Annotated in this window: 15 protein-coding genes; 12 read left to right on the forward strand and 3 right to left on the reverse strand. The window is 48.4% G+C overall.

What is annotated here, in order from left to right; translation table 11 throughout:
- The first annotated feature begins 9 nt into the window (after positions 1-9).
- The 4 genes from AC1DE7_RS03440 (at position 10) to AC1DE7_RS03455 (ending at position 5,534) form a co-directional block, all read left to right on the forward strand.
- Positions 10-2,436, forward strand: a complete 2,427-nt coding sequence (locus tag AC1DE7_RS03440) for a flavocytochrome c (RefSeq protein ID WP_477533735.1) — start codon at positions 10-12, stop codon at positions 2,434-2,436.
- Positions 2,437-2,694: 258 nt separating this feature from the next.
- A complete protein-coding gene (locus AC1DE7_RS03445; RefSeq protein WP_477533736.1) occupies positions 2,695-3,504 on the forward strand; it encodes a lysophospholipase in 810 nt (269 codons plus the stop codon).
- A 47-nt stretch (positions 3,505-3,551) separates the two neighbouring features.
- Positions 3,552-4,079 (forward strand): MarR family winged helix-turn-helix transcriptional regulator, encoded by a 528-nt coding sequence (locus tag AC1DE7_RS03450; protein WP_047842333.1) that lies wholly within the window; start codon positions 3,552-3,554, stop codon positions 4,077-4,079.
- A 105-nt stretch (positions 4,080-4,184) separates the two neighbouring features.
- Complete coding sequence (locus AC1DE7_RS03455) at positions 4,185-5,534, forward strand: FAD-binding oxidoreductase (protein ID WP_477533737.1); 1,350 nt, start codon at positions 4,185-4,187, stop codon at positions 5,532-5,534.
- Between the two features lie 172 nt (positions 5,535-5,706).
- Here AC1DE7_RS03455 and AC1DE7_RS03460 read toward each other — a convergent pair whose 3' ends face one another.
- The 3 genes from AC1DE7_RS03460 to AC1DE7_RS03470 form a co-directional block, all read right to left on the reverse strand.
- Positions 5,707-6,003: a putative quinol monooxygenase gene (locus AC1DE7_RS03460; RefSeq protein ID WP_036609783.1), complete on the reverse strand. Its 297-nt coding sequence runs from the start codon at positions 6,001-6,003 to the stop codon at positions 5,707-5,709.
- 64 nt (positions 6,004-6,067) lie between these two features.
- The gene (locus AC1DE7_RS03465) at positions 6,068-6,718 is read right to left on the reverse strand and encodes a nitroreductase family protein (protein ID WP_036670026.1); all 651 of its coding nucleotides are present in this window, start codon (positions 6,716-6,718) and stop codon (positions 6,068-6,070) included.
- Positions 6,719-6,745: 27 nt separating this feature from the next.
- Entirely contained in the window at positions 6,746-7,165 is a 420-nt protein-coding gene (locus AC1DE7_RS03470; RefSeq protein WP_036609779.1) for a MarR family winged helix-turn-helix transcriptional regulator, read from the reverse strand.
- 444 nt (positions 7,166-7,609) lie between these two features.
- Here AC1DE7_RS03470 and AC1DE7_RS03475 point away from each other — a divergent pair, with 444 nt between their 5' ends.
- From AC1DE7_RS03475 to AC1DE7_RS03510, 8 genes are all read left to right on the forward strand, one after another.
- On the forward strand, positions 7,610-9,607 hold the full coding sequence (locus tag AC1DE7_RS03475) for an AraC family transcriptional regulator (protein ID WP_477533738.1): 1,998 nt from the start codon (positions 7,610-7,612) through the stop codon (positions 9,605-9,607).
- A 51-nt stretch (positions 9,608-9,658) separates the two neighbouring features.
- Positions 9,659-11,260 carry a helix-turn-helix domain-containing protein gene (locus tag AC1DE7_RS03480; RefSeq protein ID WP_477533739.1) on the forward strand — a complete coding sequence of 534 codons (1,602 nt, stop codon included), beginning with the start codon at positions 9,659-9,661 and terminating at the stop codon, positions 11,258-11,260.
- Positions 11,261-11,368: 108 nt separating this feature from the next.
- Positions 11,369-12,349, forward strand: a complete 981-nt coding sequence (locus AC1DE7_RS03485; protein WP_036609773.1) for an ABC transporter substrate-binding protein — start codon at positions 11,369-11,371, stop codon at positions 12,347-12,349.
- Positions 12,350-13,162, forward strand: coding sequence for a hypothetical protein (locus tag AC1DE7_RS03490; protein WP_477533740.1), 813 nt, complete (start codon positions 12,350-12,352; stop codon positions 13,160-13,162).
- Between the two features lie 235 nt (positions 13,163-13,397).
- Entirely contained in the window at positions 13,398-13,919 is a 522-nt protein-coding gene (locus AC1DE7_RS03495; RefSeq protein WP_253507187.1) for a TetR/AcrR family transcriptional regulator, read from the forward strand.
- Positions 13,920-13,988: 69 nt separating this feature from the next.
- Positions 13,989-14,957 carry an NAD-dependent epimerase/dehydratase family protein gene (locus AC1DE7_RS03500; protein ID WP_477533741.1) on the forward strand — a complete coding sequence of 323 codons (969 nt, stop codon included), beginning with the start codon at positions 13,989-13,991 and terminating at the stop codon, positions 14,955-14,957.
- Positions 14,958-15,309: 352 nt separating this feature from the next.
- Complete coding sequence (locus tag AC1DE7_RS03505; protein WP_477533742.1) at positions 15,310-24,078, forward strand: beta strand repeat-containing protein; 8,769 nt, start codon at positions 15,310-15,312, stop codon at positions 24,076-24,078.
- 111 nt (positions 24,079-24,189) lie between these two features.
- The gene (locus AC1DE7_RS03510; protein WP_127544263.1) at positions 24,190-24,429 is read left to right on the forward strand and encodes a DUF896 domain-containing protein; all 240 of its coding nucleotides are present in this window, start codon (positions 24,190-24,192) and stop codon (positions 24,427-24,429) included.
- Positions 24,430-24,658 lie beyond the last annotated feature (229 nt).

The following is a 24,658-nucleotide window of genomic DNA, read 5'->3' on the forward strand; positions in this document are numbered from 1 at the left end:
CTAATCACAATGAAAATCATAGCGATCGTTGGCACAAATGCAAAGAAATCGTATAATCGCAAGCTACTTCAATTCATACAAAAGCATTTTGAGTCCAGAGCAGCCATTGAAATCCTCGATATTACAGATGTTCCGATGTTTAATCAGTCCGATAACCAAACAAACAGTGCAATTATACAATCGTTTAATGAAAAAATTATGGCAAGTGATGGTGTCATTATTGCGACTCCAGAATATAACCATTCCATCCCTTCATCCCTTAAAAGCCTGCTGGAATGGTTGAGCTTTGAAATCCATCCGCTGGCTGGAAAACCCGTGATGATCATAGGTGCGTCACAGGGAACACAAGGTTCCTCGCGTGCACAGCTGCATCTTCGTCAAATTCTGGATGCACCAGGTGTCGAAGCTAACGTGATGCCAGGGTATGAATTTTTGCTTGGCAGCGCACATAAAGCATTTGACGAATCAGGCAACCTGAACAATGAAGGAACGATCGATTTCTTGGAAACATGTTTCCTGCGGTTCCTTCGGTTTGCCAAAATTTCAAATCAGCTGAACGAAGAAGAAGAATTCACTTATAATCCCGGTGTGTATGAGATCAATGCCATAGGTCACAGTGGCAATCTGCCGATGAAGGTATCCTTTAGTGAAAATAGAATTGAAAGCATCGATATCGATTCGAAGGGTGAAACCGAAGGCATCGCCGATGTTGTTTTTGTAAGAATTCCGAATAAAATCATTGAGGGACAGACGCTGAATGTAGATGCCCTCTCAGGTGCTTCTGAAACCAGTAATGCTGTCATCAATGGTGTAGCCAAAGCGGTTAAGCTTGCCGGAGTGAATCCTGACATCCTGAAAAGACGTCCAAAACCTGCTAGCAGCCAGATGAAAGATGACGAAGAATACACTTGCGATGTGGTCGTTGTAGGTGGAGGTGGCGCAGGACTCAGTGCTGCTGCTACAGCTTTACAACAAGGAGCAAGTGCGATTGTGCTTGAGAAATATCCTGCTGTTGGGGGAAATACGATCCGCTCAGGTGGTCCTGTCAATGCTGCAGATCCTGTATGGCAACAACAGTTCACTGAGAATCCAGGGGAAAGACAGACGATTGAGAATTTATTAAGTACTGATGAGAGCTTGATCCATCCAGAATATGTAGATGATTTCCATGCACTCAAAGAAGAGTTTACTGCGTATCAGGAAAAGTTCGGCACAGAAAAGGCTTATTTATTCGACTCCCCACTTCTTCACAGAATGCAAACGTATTTTGGGGGCAAACGTACAGACCTGAATGGGAGCATGATCTATGGACAATACGATCTGGTCAAAGTACTTACAGACCGTGCCTTGGAAAGTGTAACGTGGCTTGAGGATATCGGGGTTGAGTATGATAAGAGTATCGTATTTGCTCCAGTGGGTGCCCTTTGGCGTCGTGGCCATAAACCTGTCAAAAGTTATGGCTCTGCCTTTATCATTGCACTTAGCAAATATGTAGAAGAGCATTCAGGAAAAATTATTACAGATAGCCCGGTCAAACAATTGATCATCGAAGATGGAAAAATAACAGGTGTTATCGCAACAGGTGTCAATGGTCAGAAAATTACCATTCATGCTAAAGCGGTTGTTCTTGCTAGTGGTGGTTTTGGTGCAAATACACAGATGCTCAAGGAATATAACACGTACTGGAGCCATATTGACGATGATATCAAAACAACAAATTCCTATGCGATGACTGGTGATGGAATATCGCTAGGCAAGAGTGCAGGAGCAGCGCTGACAGGCATGGGCTTCACTCAAATGATGCCTGTAGCCGATCCGGATACGGGCGAACTCTTCAGTGGACTGCAAGTACCGCCTGAAAACTTTGTCATTGTTAATAAAAAGGGAGAACGATTTGTTAATGAATTCTCTGGACGAGATGTCTTAACCAAAGCTGCTATCGAGCAGGGAAGTTTATTTTACCTGATTGCGGATGACGAGATCAAGAAAACGGCAGCGAACACAAGCCAGGAAAAGATAGATCAGCAAGTAGAAGCGGGTACTCTGTTTAGAGCCGATACGATAGAAGAGCTGGCCGTGAAAATCAATATGGAACCTGAAGTTCTTAGAAATACGATTGATAAGTATAACTCATATGTGGATGCGGGCTTTGATCCGGAGTTCCATAAGGATACGTTTAGCTTAAAAGTCGAGAAGTCTCCATTCTATGCCACTCCTAGAAAGCCGGCAGTTCACCATACCATGGGTGGTATCAAGATCGACACCCAAACTCGCGTATTGGATGAAAACGGTCAGCCGATTGCACATCTGTATGCCGCTGGAGAAGTTGCAGGAGGTATACATGCAGGCAACCGTTTAGGCGGTAATGCCTTGACGGATATATTTACTTTTGGACGAATCGCTGGTAAGACTGCCGTTGATGAGATAAATGATTAGAATGTAACCTAAAAGCCCCCCACTAAACACAAGGATTCTCGAGTGTTTAGTGGTTTTTTTATGATGCATAGCAGTGATACTATTTATTTGAAAGCGCTTTAAATTTATTGTAGACAACAGCTATGTCGGATGATATATTGTTTCTATAAGAAACAATATTATTTTTGAGAAAAACAATAATAAACGTGTCCATGGTAGGGCGGAGGAAACGATCTCTCGGAACTTATGTTTGGACACCACAAAAAGGACGGGGAAACGATGACTAAAATCGAGACAAGCATTCAATCCTTTGACGGTACACAGCTTTATTTCAGCAAGGATACAGTAGAAAATGCAAAAGCCGCTGTAGTCATTGTTCACGGACTAGCTGAGCATGCAGGACGTTATGATTATTTGACAGAGAAGCTGAATCAGCGTGGGTTTAGCGTGTATCGCTTCGACCATCGGGGTCATGCCAGATCCGAGGGACAGCGTACGTTCTATAAAAAGTTTGATCATCTTATTGAAGATGTCCATGTCATTGTCGAGGCGGCATTGCAAGAGAGCGGTGATCTTCCGCTGTTTGTCATCGGACATAGTATGGGCGGTTTTGCAACTTCATCCTTTGGAACGAAATATCCAGGCAAGGTCAGAGGCATCGTACTATCCGGAGCGCTCACTCGTTACAATACAAAAGTTGCTGGAGAACTGCCGATGGAACTTCCTACAGGCACGTATTTCCCAAATGAGCTGGGCAGCGGCGTATGTAGTGATCCCGCAGTTGTATCCGCTTACGCCAATGACCCACTGGTTGAAAAACAGATCTCTGTAGATTTATTTAATAGTCTGGGAAATGGCATAACATGGCTGAAGGAGAACGCCAAGCAATTTACAGATCCCGTACTTGTTCTGCATGGAGCAAATGATGGACTGGTCAGCGAAAAGGATTCCCGTGACTTTTACGGCGATATCGCTTCAACGGATAAAACACTCAAAATTTATGCTCATCTGATGCATGAGATATTTAATGAACCGACTCGTGATGACGTTATTGAAGAAGCGATTACATGGATTGAAAAACGGATCTGATTTCAGTAGAGTAAGAGAGAGAATCTGAAATATGAAAGGGATTACGCATGAAATTAGATTGGATGGGCGACCATCGGGAACTGATTGAGAAAATTATCAAATACGGTAATGCGTACTCGAACACCTATAAGCTGCAGCGAAGTTATGGTACAGACATGATGTTCTCGGCTTCACAGATTCAGACGCTGGAATACATTCTGGAAGCCGAGGACAAGGAAGAGAAGATGTCGGAGATGGCCGCACGTCTGGGTGTAAGCCGCAGTACATTTTCCAAGAACGTGAAGAATCTGACGGAAAAAGGCCTGCTCGAAAAATTTCATTTAAGCGGTAACCGCAAAGACATTTACGTCAAACCTTCGGAGAAAGGTCGCGAGGTATATGCGAAGTATACCGAATTTGTAAGGGAGCTTTGCTTTGATGAGATTTTCAAGTATGCAGATCAGATTTCAGAAGCGGATAAGCAGAACTTTGTTCGCATCATGGATCTGTTTGCCGACGTGCTCGTCTGGTATGGTGAAAAAGAACAGGAAGCGCGTAAGTTAATCAGAATTGATTCCTCTGAAACGCAACCTTGAAATTTAAGGCAACAGCCCATTCCCTCCGCGAATGTCCGTCATACAGTATAAAGTGCTTGATGCAGCAGAGGCTGTAGGACAATTATTCAGCAGGGAGTGGGACGTGTGAAATCATCAACAAAGCTTACCGGACGGGTTATTTATAAAGGAGATCCGGGATATGAAGCGGCGCGCAAGAACTGGGACCCGCATACGGACAAATTTCCCAAAGTGTTTGTATTTGCCCAACGGACGAAGGATGTATCCAATGCTATCCGATGGGCTCGTGAAAACAATGTACCGATCAGGCCGCGGAGCGGCAGACATGCGCTTGAAGTGAATCTTTCACAGGTGAATGGCGGTATCGTGATTGATGTGAGTGATCTGAATTCCATCAAGCTTGATAAAAAAAATGGAACGGTTGTTGTTGGAACAGGAAACCGAGTGGGAAGAATTGCAAATACCCTTGCCAAGCAAGGTTTCATAGCTCCTTTTGGTGACAGCCCTACTGTAGGGATCGGTGGAATTACATTAGGTGGGGGAATTGGGCCTCTCCAGCGTACCATCGGTCTTATCAGTGATAACCTGCTTGAAGTGGAGATGGTGGACGCCAAAGGAAAAGTGATTCGGGCCAATAAAAATCGTAATTCGGATCTCTTTTGGGCCTCGCGGGGAGGGGGCGGTGGTAACTTCGGAGTATACACCCGCTACAAATTCAAAGTGCGCCGTGCTCCAGCGAAAGCAACTGTATTTAAGATTACCTGGCCATGGGCTCAATTCGAAAAGGTGCTCAAAGTATGGCAGAGGTGGGCTCCCTCTGTGGATACAAGACTGGGCAGCGAGTTGTCCATCGGACCGAAAAAGGGTGGCAATGTCGTCATGGAGGGGCTGTTCCTAGGGTCAAAAACAGAGGCACTCCGTCTATTGCAGCCGATTACAAGTGTTGGCACACCGACAAGTTCCATTGTTCGTTTGTTACCTTACACGGAAGTTGTGAAGTTCTTATTACAACCTGATCCGACCGAGACTCAACGGTATAGCAACCAGTTCTCGTCCGGTTTTGGACGAAAACCATTCCCCGATAAAGCCATTAAATCGATGCGAACATTTTTGGAGAACCTGGAAGAGGGACCAGGCGGATTCTATTTCCTCAACTGGGGCGGAGCAGTAAGTCGCAAATCACCTAGATCAACCGCCTTCTTCTGGCGTAAAGAGAAGTTCTATGTGGAATGGACCAGTACGTGGCTCAAACCATCCCATGCCGCCAAAAATATCGCACTCGCTCGTAATACTCGCAAGAAATTGCAACCATACATTGTGGGTTCCTATATCAACGTTCCAGACCAAGGGATCAAAAATTCCGGTCCAGTGTACTATGGAGCCAACTATGCCAGACTGCGGAGAGTCAAAGCCAAGTATGACCCGAAAAATGTGTTTAACAATCCGCAAAGCATTACTCCTGCTCGGGTAGTGTAGTCCATGTTCACTTGTTTAATACCTCTTCAATGAGTGAAGAAAACACGCCTTAATTGGCGTGTTTTTTGTTGAAGTGAACTTATTTTCAAAAGGAAACTAAAAAGCTACCCTCGGTCATATGACCAAGAGCAGCTTATTCACATGTTAGATACGCACGGCAGTTAAAGCGCTATTAAGCTTTAACTTGTTCTCCAGCAAATACTTCAACGTTCATTGGAGCGGCCATGAATGCTGCTGCTTGTTGAACAAAAGCTTGGAAATGCGCGCTTGTGTTGTGGGAAGCTGTAGCAGCTTCATCTTTCCACAGCTCGATCATCGTGTATTGTTGTTCGCGTTCTGTGCTTTTCGCCAAATCGTAGCTGATGTTACCTTCTTCTTGACGTGTAGCAGCCATCAGTTCTTTCGCAGCTGCGAGGAATGCTTGCTCTTGGTCCGGTTTAACTTGCAGATGAGCGTGAATGATAATCATAATGTATAACCTCCATATTGTGTTTGTTTGGAATGTGTTAAGAAAGGGGAAACCGTCCCTGATATTATGCCCAAGTTGTGATGGTTTCTACAGGCAGGCGGTAGGATGGGTGACCTTCTTTGGCCGATTTACCGATCGAGATCAACATAACCGCTTGATAACGCTCTTTGTCCATGCCAAATGCTTCTGCGATTTGGTCTTTTTCGTAACCACCGATTGGGTTAGTATCATAACCGTGAGCACGTGCTACAAGCATTAATTGCATGGAAGCAAGTCCAGCGTCGATCATATTAACTTCGCGAATAGCGGAAGCAGGCATATTTTCATAATAAGGTAATACTTTTGATAGTTGCATATCTTTAACTTCTTGTGGCATATAACCGAGTTCTACAGCTTTGCCAAAAATTTCTTCCATATGTTCCGCGTTTTTCATGTCAATGAATACGCCAATGACTGCGGAGGAAGTCAACACTTGATTTTGATTAAATCTCGCAAGTGGAGCAAGCTTTTCTTTACCTTCAGTTGTATCTACAACCAGAAAACGCCAAGGCTGCAAATTGATCGAAGATGGTGCACGGGAAGCTTCTGACAGAATTTCAGTCATTTCTTCACGGCTAATTTTCACTTCAGGATCGTAAAGTTTAACAGAACGACGACCGTAGGTGATTTCGTTAAAATCATTGGTTTTTTGGAATTTGCTTTGAATTGTACTCATGCATGGATCTCTCCTCTATATATGGGTTTAGAAATTGTTCTGCATACGTTCCAGGAAATCGGCGAGTGATTGAACTTCGTCTTCACTGAAATCCTGTAAAATCTGGTTGATAAAATTGGTCTTCTCAGCTTTGTAGCCTTCAATCTGCTTCCGACCGTGGTCCGTCAAACGAACAAAAGTGACCCGATTATCATCGGGATTCTTACGTCTTGTAACCATCAGGTCTGCCTCAAGCTGTTTCAAGTGGCGTGTAATCGCAGCACTATCAATGTTAATGATTTTCTGCAGCATGGATTGGTTAATCTCATCGACCTGATCCAGTTCATGCAGAATTTCAAAGCGAGAGGAACTGATACCTGTACAGCGTTCGAACTTGGGACTGAGTTTGTTACCCAACACGTTCAACAGATTGATGATTTGTTCTTCTTTGGAAACAATACGTGTCATGACTAGACCTCCCGGGTGAATCTGAATCATGAACAACGGCGTATGTTAACCAATGATTAATGTTGCAGTATACAATGCCATTGCCTAATGATTATTTGGATGCTCTCGAATCATTGATGTATCAATATTTGATGCGTCAATCATTGATGGCTCAATTAATATATCATGCCTTTTATGATTTTGCAACAGGTTAGAAAATGTTGCTGATTCTAGCGTTATTATCCCGCTACGTATACATTGCAGTCCATATATGTTGTCCAAATGGGTAAGTTAATATTGATTGTGCATGTTATTGAGAATTGTTATCAATTGATTTATAATGAAATGAAATATACATACTGAGCGAAAATTACAGGCTCTTCATAAAGAAAGCAAGAAGGTATGTCGATGTAATATGGCGGGAGGGAAAGTACAGCGGATATGAATTTGAATGATCACATCAGGTTGTGGAATCATGTTTTTGTCAAAATACTGGATGTACGCCAAAACGCTTTGCATCCTGGGGAGAAGTTGAAGAATTATCAACTACCAGCAAGTACCTATCTATATATAACCGACGGAAGTGCACGGATACGAATGGATCAACACAGATACATCGTGGAGGGATTCCACATCATTCATGGAGGCAAGCAGGCGTATTTAAATATGGAGACGGATTCGGGCGTGGCGTATTATATGATTTTGTACAAAGCCATCCTAGCCTTGCCCTGTGGGATGGAAATTCAGTATCTGATGGACCATGAACGTCCGTTTCAGGACCAATATGCACTTGTACCAACCCGTCCGCTACACATGTATCAGTGTATGGAGGAATTGAAACAGGAGTGGGAGCAGTCTACTAAGCTTGCAAAGTTACATGCCAAAACCTTATTTCATCAATGGGTATATCTTTTATTGACAGACTTACACGAACAATCCATTCAGCCACATAAACCGGATACGGTCACACAGGCTATTGAATATATGAATGCTCATCTCCATGAGCCCATAGCTCTTGACGTAATGGCAGAAGCAATGGAATGCAGTGTGGGGCACTTGTCGAGGCTGTTCAAACAAAAGTTAAACATCAGTCCCATCCAGTATCTTGGACAGATTCGAATGGAGAGGGCCGCACATCTTCTGGTGCATACCAGTGCAACGCTGCAACAGATTGCAGAACAGATCGGCTATCCGGATGCACATTCACTGAGCCGTAGCTTCAAAAAAATAAAAGGGCTTTCTCCAATTCGCTACAAAAAAGGAGTAAGCCAACGGTTAAACAAGTCGAAACACCCATTGGTATTGAACAACAAGCAAGATTTGCCCAGTGTAATGCAAGAAAATGCCCTTCATTCGTTACATTCCCATCTATATAATGATATTGATTATCAATATCAAAAGAGTGTTGGAGGGGAATTAATAATGCAAGGAAAATTCAAAATGACAGCACTAAGCATGATGTTGTGTCTCACGCTATTGCTCACGGCCTGTTCCAGTCCAGCGCCGTCTGCAAGTGGTACGCAAACAGAGACCAATGCGACTACTACACAATCGGGTAACCAGGCAACGGAGGCAGGGAAATCGACTGCACAGCCGGAGACGCGGACCGTCTCTACAATGAGGGGAGATGTGGTAATCCCGGCCAATCCGCAGCGTGTTGCTTCAGATCAATATATGGGGTACCTGCTGAAACTGGACATAGTACCGGTTGGTGTAAGAACATTTATGCTGAACGAAGGATGGATTGAAAAGTCTGGCATTGCTGCTGATGTTATAGCGGGTATTGAGGATTTGGGAGGAGAGTTCCCAATGAATCTGGAGAAGTTAGTGTCACTTGAGCCGGATCTCATCATCGGTTCCATTGATAAAAATATTGAGGATTACGAAAAAATTGCAACGACCGTCTTTTTACCTTATTGGGAAGGTGATAAAACTTCTGGCCCACTGGAAAAGCTGCGCCGGATTGCTGGTGTTTTTGGAAAAGAGAAGGAAGCAGAGCAATGGATCACGACATATGAAGAGAATATCGAAGAGACTAAGAAGCAGATTGATGGTGTAATTAAAGAAGGCGAGACCGTATCCATCATACAAATAGGGTACAAAGCGTTGTATGTACTTGGTGCAGAAGGCGGGAACTATGGTAGTTCCACGATCTATGAGATGCTGAAACTGCCTCCAACTCAGCAAGCACTCGAAATGAAGGATGGATTCGAGACGATCTCCCTTGAAGTACTGCCTGAGTATATGGGAGATCATATCTTCTTATATGGTTCGGGTAGTGAGGGCGCCAAAGAGATCCTGAACAGCGAGGTTTGGAAACGTCTGCCTGCTGTGCAGAAAGGACAAGTCTACACCTATGGTTCCTTGGATGGTACAGAGGATGAGTTCGTCATGGAAGATCCCTATTCACTGGAGTTGCAGTTGGATAGTATAAAGAATTTACTATTGGGAGCTGAAAAATAGAGTGTAATCAGTTCACATAGAATCGGATCAGAACAGGGAGGGGACGTGAGCATGAAGGAAGATGATTGGATCAAACAACTGGAGCAACTACATTTCTCTGCTGTCCACGTCTGCCATTACTCTAGCAATCCGGGGGCTGTTCAGCGTCGGATCTGGAAAAGGTTCGCCATTTGCAGGGTCATCGCGGGCAAAGGATCTTTGTCTATGGATAACATTGTACATACGGTATCTCAAGACGAGTGGTTTTTGTTGAAGCCAGGAATGCATGTGGAGTTTCAGACGGATATGGAAGCACCTGTCCGATATCAGATCATTTTATTTTCCTGTGTTACACTTACCCGGCGTCGGAATGCTTGGCATACCGAGGCATTTGATCTCCCTGTGACGGGCAAGCTTAATGTTCCTTCCAATACACGTGATATTCAGGAGATGATGGATACCCTGATGAGTGGAAAACACTCGTTTACGAGTCTGGAAAAGACGCGCAGGAAACATCTTTTGCATCAGTTGTTGATTCAGTTAATGATGCACGTGAATGAAGCAACACCCCCTGTAGCGGGGATGGATTTGGCACTTGATTATATGACGCATCAGTATATGGAAGACATTCGAATTGATCAGATGGCCCGCGTGGCAGGGCTTAGTGTGAATCATTTTATAAGAACATTCAAACGGCAATTAAACATGACTCCGATTGAATATATATTGAAACTACGTATGGCAAAGGCCAAGCAACTGTTATTTTCTTCAGATAAAATCAAGGATATTGCAGAGCAAGTGGGTTATAAGGACGAGCACTATTTCAGCAGAGTCTTCAAGAAAAACGAAGGAATCGCCCCAACGTTGTATATGAAAAATAAAGTGAATCGCATTGCCACCTTGTATTACGGGTTGGACGATTATGTGATAACGCTTGGTTTGAGGCCAGTATCGGCTTTATCCTATGGTCAGAGGGTGGCTCGACATGTTGCCATACCTGCGCTTCAAGCACACAGTCATCAGGGACTTATTCTGGATAGCTTCAATCAGAACTTTGATGATTTGAGGCGAGTCCAACCGGACCTGATCATTACAAGTGATCGTTTGGAGCCAAATGACTCCCTGAATCGTATCGCGCCTACCACCATGCTGGAGCACACCAACCATTTTGGCGAGAGGCTTCTGTATATGGCGGACATTATGGGCCGCACCGAACAGGCTGTACAGTGGATAGAACAACATGCTGAACTGAGCCGGGTTCTTCGAGGACGCATTCAATCGAGGTGGGGGAAACAGAGTGCCATGTTCATCCGGGTGACTTCTCATTTCTACCGAATGTATGGATTGAACAACCAGACAGGGGCCCTGTTGTATGATGATCTGGGATTTTATTTGCCTCGTGATTTTCCGGAACAACAGTGGGCTGTAGAGAGTAAAGTTTGCGATTTGCAGTTATACGACGCGGATCATGTGTTTGTAATGGTCGATCCCACAGAAGAGGCACGTGCTCAACTGAGGCAATTACAGCAATCCGGTGCATGGTTGGCATTAAAGGCTGTTCAAGAAGGCCATGTATATAATGCAGGAGATATTTTTTTCAAAACGCTGGGTCCCACCGGACGCATGTGGGCCATGCGATATGTGGCAGAGCAACTTGGGGTTACCTTACGGTGATATTGTGCAAGAGAAGAGAGTGGAATAATCCATGGTAAGCCTGTATGCTTTTCCCTACTATAGTGATAATGATTATTATTATTAAATAGTAGAGGGGATTTACTACAAATGGTAAGACAGAGAGCAACAACGATGATACTGTTGGCCCTGCTTGTGCTCGTTCTGACGGCATGTAGCAAGGCATCAGAAGTAACAGAAGCAACGCCTCCGCAACAGGATACACCTGTGGAAGAGAGTGGTACGCAAACGATTGAGCATCTTAAAGGAACAACGGTTGTACCGCAAAAAATAGAGCGTATGGTGGTATTATCTGCTGCTTACATCGATCACATGTTAACGATTGGTGAGAAACCAGCAGGCGTTAATGTAGAAGTTCGTTACGGAGGAGATTATTTGCCTTACTTTGCAGATCAGCTTGCCGGCATTCCAACGGTAGGGTCTGCAGACAGTCCTAACCTGGAGGCTATCCTTCAGATTGATCCGGATGTCATCGTTATTGAGAGTCGAACTGCGGAGAGTACATATGATCAGTTGGAGAAAATCGCTCCGACGATTGTACTTGGTACTGAATGGCTGGATTTTGTTGATGATACAACATATTGGACACAGGATCTGTTGACCATTGCCGGGATGTACAACAAAGTGGATCTGGCAAAAGAAAAGATAGCCGAGGTAGAGCAGCAGGCGAAGCAATTAAAAGCGAAGATCGAACAACTGGATCAAAAAAAGTTGGCTTATCTGCGTGTAAGAGAGAAGACCTTACAAATTTACGCGGCAAAAGGACATCCAACCAACACACTTTTGTATCATGATCTTGGATTTGTGCCAACGACTGTGACACCTGCCGAACAACGTGAGGATTTGTCCATGGAGAAAATTGCAGATGTGGATGCTGATTTCGTAGTTCTGGAGATTGACCCGAATGCCGATGAGTATGTAAACAACATCAACGCAAGCTCACTCTGGAAGGCAGTGCCGGCTGTCGGTGCAGATCAGGTCTATACGACAGACTCGTTCTGGTTGTTTAAGGGCTGGGGAGCGATTGGGCGAAGCGAGATTATCAACGAAGTTGAAGAGATGATTCAATAGATGAGACATTATCCAAGACATGATTATTCAGAGATGTCGGAAGTGTTACAGCAATTTTTTGTGACGACGATCCAAGTGGACTGCGATGATTCCAAGTATCCTTTCCGTGTGAAGGATCTGCTGAATGAAGAGAAACGAAACTTGATATTGCGTGAACAGGCTATGCAGCAAGGGCTTCAATTGGGCGGAAGAGGAAGTGCGGCCGTCGGTACACTTTTTGCCAAACGTTACTCCGTATTCGTGATGTCCGTAATTTCAGCATTCAGTCTATACGATACTATACTTAGCGTTGCAGACGATGATGTGCGGTTTGAATTGAATGGTGTAGGTGGCATGCGATATGAGACTCTGCTGGAGAGAACCTCTCTGGAGGGTGAAGATCCTGTTCAGCGCAGGTCAGAGAGTGGCTTGCTCAAGAAAAGAGTGCTGCTACATCTGGAACCTGTCCTGCGAGCGGTAGCCGTCGCTACAAGAGCGAGCGATAAGGTCATGTGGTCTCTGGTTGCCCATAATGTGCAACAATTGTATGCACGTATGATCAATGATCAGAGCATTTGGAAGACAGATGAACGGCTTGCAAAGATTCAAGAAGATCAAAGCCTCTGGCTGGATCGGCAAAACGATAATGCATGTACATTTGCCAATGAGCTGCAGCGCTTCGAACATTCCGGGTGGCAGGGACCTCCGTTCCTGATACGCCGATATTGTTGTTTGGCTTATCTGGTTGGAAACGGAAGTCATACACATGGGTATTGTAATAGTTGTCCGAAGCTGGATTCGGAATCCCGATTGCGTAAACTTCTCCAGCAGTGAACAGACACTCTTGTACCGCATGGTACGAATCAGTTTCAGACAATCCATGTTCTCTTCGGTTTCCAGTGGATAGAATCTATGATTGACAAGCTACACAACCTGCAGCGGCTTGAGCCAGCGTCTGCGGGTTTGTTGGCTTTGTACAAGTTCACGATACTTTTGCATTGAGGGATAGTATTCGTTATACTTCAAGCTATTGATCAATTAATCACTAACTATTGGAGGGCGGATTATCATGGCAAAGGATGCAGCAGCGTCGGTTAACCGGCGAAATGATATTATCTCTGCAGCAATTGACGTCTTCGCGGAAATTGGCTATTATCGTGCGACTACAGCCCAGGTGGCTGAACGGGCACAGATCTCACAGCCGTATATATTTCGTTTTTTCAAAACAAAAGAAGCTTTATTATTAACTGCAATTGAGGTCTCATGGACACGGGTGATTGATTCGTTTCGAATTGTGGTGGAGATGGCGACACCAGATCAGTTAGAGAATGATCTCATTGAAGCCTATGATAAAATTCTGGAATCGCACAAGAGCGAGATCTTGCTTCAGATGCAGGCGCAAACGATCCGGGAGGAAGTCATTCGTCAGGCTATGCAAAAAGGTATTAGTGATGTAAGAGCCATGGTACTGGAAGCTTTCACCGTTGCAGGAATTGCTGAACCGCTAAAAAGAACCATGATTTTTCTGGCAATCGGGATGTTGTGTAATGTATCTAATGCACTGGATATGCCAGAGTTGAAGGAACGATAGAGAGGGAGGTAAAGTCCCTTTTTATATTCTAGTTATTGATCAATCACTAAATATAATGGATGAAAGAGGATGATATATGATGAAAAAAGCTTTTTGATTGGAGCCACAGGTGGAACAGGTGCAGCGATTACGGAGGAATTGATTAGACGAGGGATTTCTACGATCGCATTTGGGCGCTCACGTCAAAAACTGGAGCAACTTGCGGTAAAGTTGGGATCTCCAGATCACCTGCAAATCGCAGTGGGAGATGCATTTCGGTCGGATGATATTATCGTTGCTTCCCAGGAAGCGGATGTCCTGTTTCATTGTGCGAACGTCCCGTATAACGAGATGGAGAGCAAGCTGATTCCGCTAGGCGAATCCGTAATGGTAGCGGCAGAACACTTGGTTCTGAAAGTGGTGGTAATAGACGGAATTTACCCCTATGGCAGAAGACAAATGAACGAGGTAACCGAAGAACATCCGAAACAGCCACATACCCGTAAAGGCAAGATACGACTTGCCTATGAACAGATGTTATTCAGCACAAGTTGGAGCAGAGCTCAGGTGATGATCGTTCGTTTGCCAGATTATTATGGCCCATCGGCTAATCAAGCTTCCTATCTGGGTTCAACCCTTGAAGCGATAGCAAAAGGAAAGATGGCTTTTTTTATCGGGAATATGAACGTGCCGAGAGAGTATATTTATTTGCCGGATGCTGCGGTCATGGTGGTGGAGCTGGCAAGCAGAGAGATGACGTATGGACAGAACTGGAACATTCCTGGATCGGGGATCATCTCGGGTCATGACATCGTGCGATTGGCACAGAAGGCTGCAGGAAGAAGTAAACCTGTGATGGCGTTAGGAAGAGTGGGATTGTCTTTGATTGGACTAGGTGTACCCGTTATGAAAGAAATTGTAGAAATGTTATATCTGACTGAGGAACCCCTGATTCTGAGTAGACAGAAGTATGAGGAACGGATTGGCCCGGTTGTGGCAACATCTTTTGAGGAAGGAATTGCGTTGACGATTAAGGAGTTGGAGTTGCAGGGGGAGTAGAGGGGAATATATTTTTTGGAGAAAAGTAATTGATTGATCACTAACTGTGAAGGTTTCATAGGTATATTGAATAGGGGGGCGCACAAAGCTAGTCCAGGGCATAGAGTGTACTATTGTAAAATGCGGGGATTTGACGTGGTGTACAAGGAGGGGGGATTCTCTTGTGAGCGGTATATCCAAAAGGAAACGCAAAATTTCCTCAATCAGTACAGGTAAACGGAAAGCAAAAAAATCAAAAAAGCACTCTATCCCAAAGAAGAAGAGTAAGTCTTGTAAGAAAAGCAGACGTAAATGCAAAAAAAAGAAAAGTCACAGGATTCCTTTCCTTCGCGGCCCACGGGGTTATCAGGGAATGAGAGGATTCACTGGAGCAACAGGTGCTACTGGGTTAACTGGAGACCCTGGGTATCCCGGCATATGGGGAGCAACCATTTTAACAGGACGGACCGGAGTAACCGGAACCACGGGAAGTACCGGAATAACTGGAGTCACAGGTGCAACAGGAGCTACCGGACTGATGGGCACCACAGGTGTGACTGGAACTAGGGGAGTTACAGGTCTGACCGGTCAAACGGGTGAGGCGGGAGCAACTGGTTCTACAGGAAGTACAGGAGCTACAGGTGCAACTGGCACTGGATCAACTGGAGTCACAGGAACAACCGGCGCAACTGGAATTACCGGAATTGGTGTTACAGGCGTGACCGGTGCTACAGGAAATACCGGTATAACCGGCTTTACAGGTCCAACTGGAATTGGTGTGATGGGACTAACAGGATCTACTGGTGAAACAGGATTCACGGGAGTGACTGGAGCGACAGGAACCCCAGGAATTACAGGTCCGACGGGTGCCAATGGTTTAACGGGTATAACCGGATTTACAGGTACTACGGGTATTTCCGGAGCAAATGGTCTAACAGGAGCAACAGGCTTAACCGGCGTTACGGGAATCACCGGTTTTACAGGTTCAACTGGCCCAACCGGAGCAACTGGTATTACTGGAACCACAGGTATCACAGGAGTCACAGGTGCTACAGGATTTACTGGGGCAATAGGAGCAACGGGAAGTACGGGTCCAACTGGAAATACTGGCATAACCGGCGCAACTGGTGCCACTGGGGAAACGGGTCTAACGGGAATTACTGGTACGACAGGACCCACTGGGGGGATCGGGTCTACGGGAGTTACAGGTGTAACCGGAACTACAGGAAGTACTGGTGCGACCGGAGCGACTGGCGTCACTGGAGAGACGGGTCTAACAGGTATTACGGGTGAGACTGGAGTTACAGGAAGCACTGGTACTTCTGGAACAACAGGCACTACGGGGGCAACTGGATTAACGGGTGTGACGGGAGCAACGGGCGAAACAGGCACGACAGGCATCACTGGCGTTACTGGAAATACTGGTGCTTCAGGGATTACTGGATTTACGGGCAGTACAGGTGCGACCGGCACGACTGGTTTGACAGGATTCACCGGAGCGACAGGAAGTACTGGTGAGGCGGGGCTAACAGGAGTTACAGGTACGACTGGTCTAACGGGACCCACCGGGGTCACTGGCGAAACAGGAACAACCGGAACTACAGGAAGTACTGGAATAACAGGTAATACTGGTGAAACAGGATCAACAGGTACGACCGGATTACCTGGCGTTACGGGTACCACGGGTGTAACCGGTTCTACTGGAATTACAGGCCTCACGGGGATTACTGGAGCAACTGGTGCTACTGGCACTACCGGTGTCACAGGTACGACTGGTGTGACAGGACTCACTGGGGCCACTGGTATAAGTGGTGTCACTGGTGAAACAGGACCAACAGGTACAACCGGAGTAACTGGCGTTACTGGAATTGCGGGCACAACAGGAACGACTGGAATAACAGGTGCAACAGGTATTACTGGGTTTACAGGCAGTACAGGTGCGATCGGAGCAACTGGTGCCACTGGCACAACCGGAGTCACAGGTACGACTGGTGTGTCAGGACCCACCGGGGATACAGGAGTAACGGGAACTACCGGTACCACAGGAATAACTGGCGTTACCGGAGCAACTGGTGTCACTGGAGAGACGGGTTTAACTGGGAACACCGGCACGACAGGTGTGACAGGACCGACCGGGGCTACTGGAGAAACGGGTACCACCGGAGTTACAGGTGCTACAGGATCTACTGGGGCGATAGGGGCAACGGGAAGTACAGGTACAACCGGCGTTACTGGCATAACAGGTACGACCGGTACTACGGGAGTTACAGGCATAACCGGCAATACTGGTGTAACAGGAGCCACAGGAATTACTGGAGCAACTGGAACTACTGGAGATACAGGTCAAACAGGGGTTACAGGAACGACAGGTGTGACGGGAGAAACAGGGTTCACAGGACTAACGGGAGTTACCGGTCCAACAGGCACGACAGGAGCGACGGGACCGACTGGGGCGACTGGAGCGACCGGAATTACAGGTATCTCGGGAGTGACTGGCGTAACCGGAACGACGGGAATTACGGGAGCGACCGGGCCCACTGGTGTCATTGGAGAGACGGGTCTAACAGGAGGTACAGGTGCAACTGGTATTACAGGTCCTACGGGTGCGACTGGTATCACAGGAATCACGGGTACAGCTGGTGTAACTGGCCCAACAGGTGCGACTGGAGAAACAGGAAGTACAGGTTCCATGGGAGTAACCGGCGCAACCGGAACAACTGGTGCAACTGGAGAGACGGGTCTAACAGGAGTCACAGGTGTCACCGGGGAAACGGGTCTAACTGGGGCTACAGGTGTAACGGGTTCAACCGGTTCGACTGGCCCAACAGGAGAGACAGGACTAATAGGTATAACTGGAAGTACGGGTGCGACGGGAACAACTGGTGTTACAGGTGCAACCGGAGTTAGTGGCACAACAGGAATTGCTGGTGTAACTGGCGCGACAGGACTCACCGGGGCTACTGGTTCAACTGGTAATACCGGAGCTACTGGCATAACCGGGGTCACCGGCGAAACAGGGCCAACCGGTTCGACTGGCTTAACTGGCGTTACGGGTACAATTGGTGTGACCGGAGCAACAGGCCTCACTGGAGAGACCGGAGCAACAGGTCTGACGGGAAATACAGGACCAACGGGTGACACCGGATTTACGGGTCCAACAGGTGAAACAGGAATCACTGGAGTTACAGGCCCTACTGGAGATACAGGTCCAACAGGGGTCACAGGTACGACTGGTGTAACGGGACCAACCGGCACTAGTGGTATAACGGGAACAACTGGTATTACGGGAGTAACCGGAGCAACAGGTGTCACTGGAGAGACGGGTTTAACAGGAGGTACAGGTGCTACGGGTGCGACTGGACTAACTGGTATTACCGGAACCACGGGTACAGCTGGTGTAACGGGCCCAACAGGCGCCACTGGAGCAACAGGAAGTACAGGTGCCACGGGAGTAACCGGAACAACTGGTGTCACTGGAGAGACGGGGTTAACCGGGGTCACAGGTCCGACTGGTGTGACGGGACTGAACGGTGCAACTGGAGAAACTGGAATTACAGGTACAACTGGACTAACTGGCATTACTGGAACCACGGGTATCACAGGCGTGACCGGAGCTACCGGACTGACTGGTGTCACTGGGGAAACGGGTCTAACAGGATTCACAGGCGCGACGGGATCGACTGGGGCGACAGGAGCAACCGGAATTACAGGTATTTCGGGAGTGACTGGCGTAACCGGAACGACAGGTGTTACTGGAGAAACAGGGTTCACAGGACTGACGGGAGCGACCGGGGCCACTGGTGTTACTGGGGAGACCGGTCTAACAGGAAACACAGGTGTAACGGGTCCTACCGGTTCGATTGGCCCAACTGGTGAAACAGGCCCAACAGGCACGACTGGTTTAACTGGCGTAACGGGAACAACTGGTATTACGGGAGTAACCGGGAGCACAGGAGCCACAGGAATTACTGGTGCAACCGGAATTACTGGAGCTACAGGTCCAACAGGGGTCACAGGAACGACAGGTGTGACGGGATTAACTGGTGCAACTGGAGAGACGGGGCTAACCGGAGTGACAGGACTAACAGGTATAACTGGATCTACTGGAAGTACGGGTGCGACAGGAACAACTGGTGTTACAGGTGCAACCGGAACTACTGGAGATACGGGTCTAACTGGGAGCACAGGTACGACTGGAGTTACTGGTATAACCGGTCCGACAGGCACTACAGGACTAACAGGGAATACTGGTGAAACAGGACCAACCGGTGCGACTGGCGTAACTGGTGTTACGGGTACAACAGGTACGACTGGAGCCACTGGGATCACAGGTGTGACTGGAGCAACAGGAACCACGGGTATTACAGGAGAGACGGGTGTAACAGGCGTTACCGGCACGACAGGACCAACAGGACCAACAGGACCAACAGGACCAACCGGAGCCACTGGTGCGACTGGCATAACCGGAGTCACAGGTACGACTGGAGTTACAGGAGCAACGGGGAGTACGGGTTCCACAGGAATAACTGGCGTAACCGGGCCGACTGGTGCTACTGGAACTACTGGCCAAACTGGTGAGACGGGTCTAACAGGAGCCACTGGTCAAACTGGTGTGACAGGATCAACCGGAGTTACTGGAGTTACAGGGGCAACCGGTCCAACGGGTATTACTGGTGAAACAGGAATAACCGGCACGACCGGCGTAACTGGCATTACGGGTGTGACCGGAGCTACTGGAATTACAGGCGCCACCGGCACAACTGGCCAAACTGGAGAGACGGGAGTAACTGGACTTACTGGGGTTACAGGTAATACAGGATTTACTGGAACGACGGGAGCAACTGGTGCCACAGGAGAGACGGGTCTAACAGGGGTCACAGGTACGACTGGTGTGACGGGACCCACTGGGATCACAGGTGTGACTGGAGCAACAGGAACCACGGGTATTACAGGAGAGACGGGTGTAACAGGCGTTACAGGTACGACCGGTGTAACGGGACCGACCGGCGCGACTGGAACAACAGGAACCACGGGTATTACAGGAGAGACGGGTGTAACAGGCGTTACCGGCCCGACAGGTGTGACGGGACCCACCGGGGCTACTGGAGCAACGGGAACTACGGGAGTTACTGGTGTAACCGGCGTGACTGGTGCCACTGGCATAACTGGCACAACTGGCGTAACTGGTGTTACGGGTACAACAGGACCAACCGGAGCCACTGGTGCGACTGGCATAACCGGAGTCACAGGTACGACTGGTGCTACAGGGGCAACCGGTCCAACGGGTATTACTGGTGAAACAGGGCCAACCGGCACGACTGGCTTAACTGGTGTTACGGGCACAATTGGTGCGACCGGAGCAACAGGCGTCACTGGAGAGACGGGTCTAACTGGGAGCACAGGAGCCACAGGAATTACCGGAGCTACCGGAACTACGGGAGCAACTGGCGTCACTGGAGAGACAGGAGCAACCGGCTCAATCGGAACTACTGGAGATACAGGTTCAACAGGGGTCACAGGTCCGACTGGTGTGACGGGCCCTACCGGTTCGACTGGCCAAACTGGTGAAACAGGACCAACAGGCACAACGGGTGCAACTGGTATTACAGGTCCTACGGGTTTGACTGGAGAAACAGGAAGTACAGGTGCCACGGGAGTAACCGGCGCAACCGGAACAACCGGTGCAACTGGGCTAACAGGAGTCACTGGTGTCACCGGGGCTACAGGTGTAACGGGATCTACCGGTTTGAATGGCCCAACAGGAGAGACAGGACTAACAGGTATAACTGGAAGTACGGGTACGACGGGAACAACTGGTGTTACAGGTGCAACCGGAGTTAGTGGCATAACAGGAATTGCTGGTGTAACTGGCACGACAGGACTCACCGGGGCTACTGGTTCAACTGGTAATACCGGAGCTACTGGCATAACCGGGGTCACCGGTGAAACAGGGCCAACTGGCACGACTGGCTTAACTGGCGTTACGGGTACAATTGGTGTGACAGGAGCAACAGGCGTCACTGGAGAGACGGGTCTAACTGGGAGCACAGGTACGACTGGAGTTACTGGTATAACTGGTCCGACAGGCACTACAGGACTAACAGGGAATACTGGTGAAACAGGACCAATAGGTACGACTGGAGCTACAGGTCCAACAGGGGTGACAGGTACGACTGGTGTGACGGGATCAACTGGAGAAACAGGGTTCACAGGACCAACGGGAAGTACGGGTACTACGGGAGCTACTGGTGTAGCAGGCACAACTGGTATCACAGGGGAAACAGGTCTAACAGGAATTACTGGTCCAACTGGTGTTACGGGATTAACTGGAGCCACGGGCACGACAGGACCAACAGGACCAACCGGACCAACCGGAGCCACTGGTGTGACTGGCATAACCGGAGTCACAGGTACGACTGGAGTTACAGGAGCAACGGGGAGTACGGGTTCCACAGGAATAACTGGCGTATCCGGGCCGACTGGTGCTACTGGAATTACTGGCCAAACTGGTGTGACAGGATCAACCGGAGTTACGGGAGTAACTGGACTTACTGGATTAACTGGGGAGACGGGTCTAACCGGGATTACAGGTGCGACTGGTGCTACTGGAATTACTGGGGCAACCGGTCCAACGGGTATTACTGGTGAAACAGGAATAACCGGCACGACCGGCGTAACTGGCATTACGGGTGTGACTGGAGCTACTGGAATTACCGGCGCCACCGGCACAACTGGCCAAACTGGTGAGACGGGAGTAACTGGACTTACTGGGGTTACAGGTACTACTGGAATTTCTGGAACGACGGGAGCAACTGGAGCAACTGGAGAGACGGGTCTAACTGGGGTCACAGGTACGACTGGTGTGACGGGGCCCACCGGGACTACTGGAGCAACAGGAACCACGGGCATTACAGGAGTGACGGGTGTAACAGGCGCTACCGGTACGACAGGTGTAACGGGACCAACCGGTGCCACTGGCATAACCGGCACGGCAGGACCAACAGGTGCGACCGGAGCCACTGGGGAAACAGGTATAACAGGGGTTGCAGGAACGACTGGGGCAACCGGAACTACGGGAGTTACTGGCGTAACCGGCTCGACTGGCGTAACTGGTGTTACGGGTACAACAGGTACGACTGGAGCAACAGGAACCACGGGTATTACAGGAGAGACAGGTGTAACAGGCGTTACCGGCCCGACAGGTGTAACGGGACCCACCGGGGCTACTGGAGCAACGGGAACTACGGGTATCACAGGTGCGACTGGCATAACCGGAGTTACAGGTACGACTGGTGCTACAGGGGCAACCGGTCCAACAGGTATTACTGGTGAAACAGGAGCAACCGGCACGACTGGCTTAACTGGTGTTACGGGCACAATTGGTGCGACCGGAGCAACAGGCGTCACTGGAGAGACGGGTCTAACTGGGAGCACAGGAGCCACAGGAATTACTGGTGCTACAGGTCCAACAGGGGTCACAGGAACGACAGGTGAGACGGGTCTAACCGGGATTACAGGTGCGACTGGTGCTACTGGAATTACTGGGGTAACTGGATTTACAGGAGCCACTGGCACAACTGGCCAAACTGGAACGACAGGAGCCACTGGTGCCACTGGAGAGACGGGTCTAACAGGGGTCACAGGTACGACTGGTGTGACGGGGCCCACCGGGGCTACTGGAGCAACAGGAACCACGGGCATTACAGGAGAGACGGGCGTAACAGGCGCCACCGGTACAACAGGTGTAACGGGACCAACCGGTGCGACCGGAGCCACTGGGGCAACCGGAACTACGGGAGTTACTGGCGTAACCGGCTCGACTGGAGAGACGGGTGCAACAGGCGTTACCGGCACGACAGGTACAACAGGACCAACCGGAGCCACTGGTGCGACTGGCATAACCGGAGTTACAGGTACGACTGGTGCTACAGGGGCAACCGGTCCAACGGGTATTACTGGTGAAACAGGAGCAACCGGCACGACCGGCGTAACTGGCATTACGGGTGTGACTGGAGCCACTGGGATCACAGGTGTGACTGGAGCAACAGGAACCACGGGTATTACAGGAGAGACGGGTGTAACAGGCGTTACAGGCACGACCGGCGCGACGGGAACAACAGGAAGTACGGGAACAACAGGAACCACGGGTATTACTGGCGTGACCGGAGCAGCTGGGGCTACAGGGCTCACAGGTGTATCAGGAGCCACAGGCACAACAGGAATTACGGGTATTGCGGGTGTGACCGGTGCTACAGGAACTACAGGTACAATGGGTGTAACAGGTGCCACCGGAAGTACTGGTTCAACAGGAGTTACAGGTATAACTGGCGCGACCGGAGCAACTGGAGAAACAGGAATAACGGGAGCTACAGGACTAACTGGTGTAACTGGGACAACAGGAACTACAGGTGCAACGGGCACCACCGGAAGTACCGGCACAACAGGAGTTACAGGAATAACCGGAACAGCAGGCATTACGGGAGCTACCGGCCCGACTGGACCAACTGGTGCTAATGGACTTACAGGAGCTACCGGCATAACTGGTGTAACGAGTGCAACCGGAGCTACGGGTGCCACTGGAGCAACAGGCATAACAGGAACTACCGGTGCAACCGGGGCCACGGGCTTGACAGGAGCCACTGGACCAACCGGCCCCAATTTTGCAACACAAGGGTTCTCGGCATTCCTGGCTACACTTTCGACAGCAACCAGCACTCAGTTAACCAACTGGACGACCACGGCTCCTTATTACGGTAATGCCAACTTCAATGCAACAACAGGAAACTATACCGTCCCGGTAACCGGAAGATACTCTATTGTGGCCACGATCAATTATGCAACGACTGCAGCGATTGCCCTATCTCTGGGTGCTGGGGTTAACCCAGCTTTTCTTGTACAGAGAACATCACCTACGGTAACGACACTTGTCAGTGGTTTGTTGCCCGTCCTAAATGTCGCGATCACGCTACTCACACTGCGGGCAGTGCTGGGAAGTGGTTCAGTGACTTTGGCAGTGGAAGTCGCATTGAATGCGGGAGATGTGATTGGACTGTTCTATGCTGCAAATGGGTTGACGATTACGTTGAACCTGGGCAGTGGTGCTACAAATGGAATTGTGTGGTCTGTGCATGAGATTACCTAAAAACTTCTCAACGGATTGCGCCTATGGACAAATTCGTAAAGTTGTAATAAGTTAGTTTGAAGATATTCGAAGTATCTTTCGAAATTTGGACTAACAAGTGAGGTGGATTTCATGATTCCTATTTTGGGACGTATTAACGAATTAAGTCGAAAACAACGCAGTAGCGTCGGTTTGACAAAAGCAGAACAAAGCGAGCAGCGGGAGCTTAGAAAACAATATTTGCAGGCTATTCGAGGTCAGGTGCTGACAACCATGCTGGCAGTATCCGTTGTGGACCCACTGGGTCATGATGTGACCCCTGAGAAATTAACCAACGAAAAATTGCAACGCCGTGAACAAGCCGGCCAATAGCATTCCTTTAATAAGACAGACCAAGGTTACATCTTGGTCTGTCTTTTTTTTTTTTTCTGCAATCATCCGCTCAGCAGGAACTGCATTAATAATCCAGTTAGAGTTTCGTAGGAATTAACAAGCATGTTAGATATTTTTAGTATTGATGACAATAAATCTACCGCGAACTTCAAAAAATCCCCGATAACTCATATAATAACGCTAATATATTTCAGAAACACAAAGAAAA

It is taken from the genome of Paenibacillus sp. 10L310, assembly GCF_056395745.1.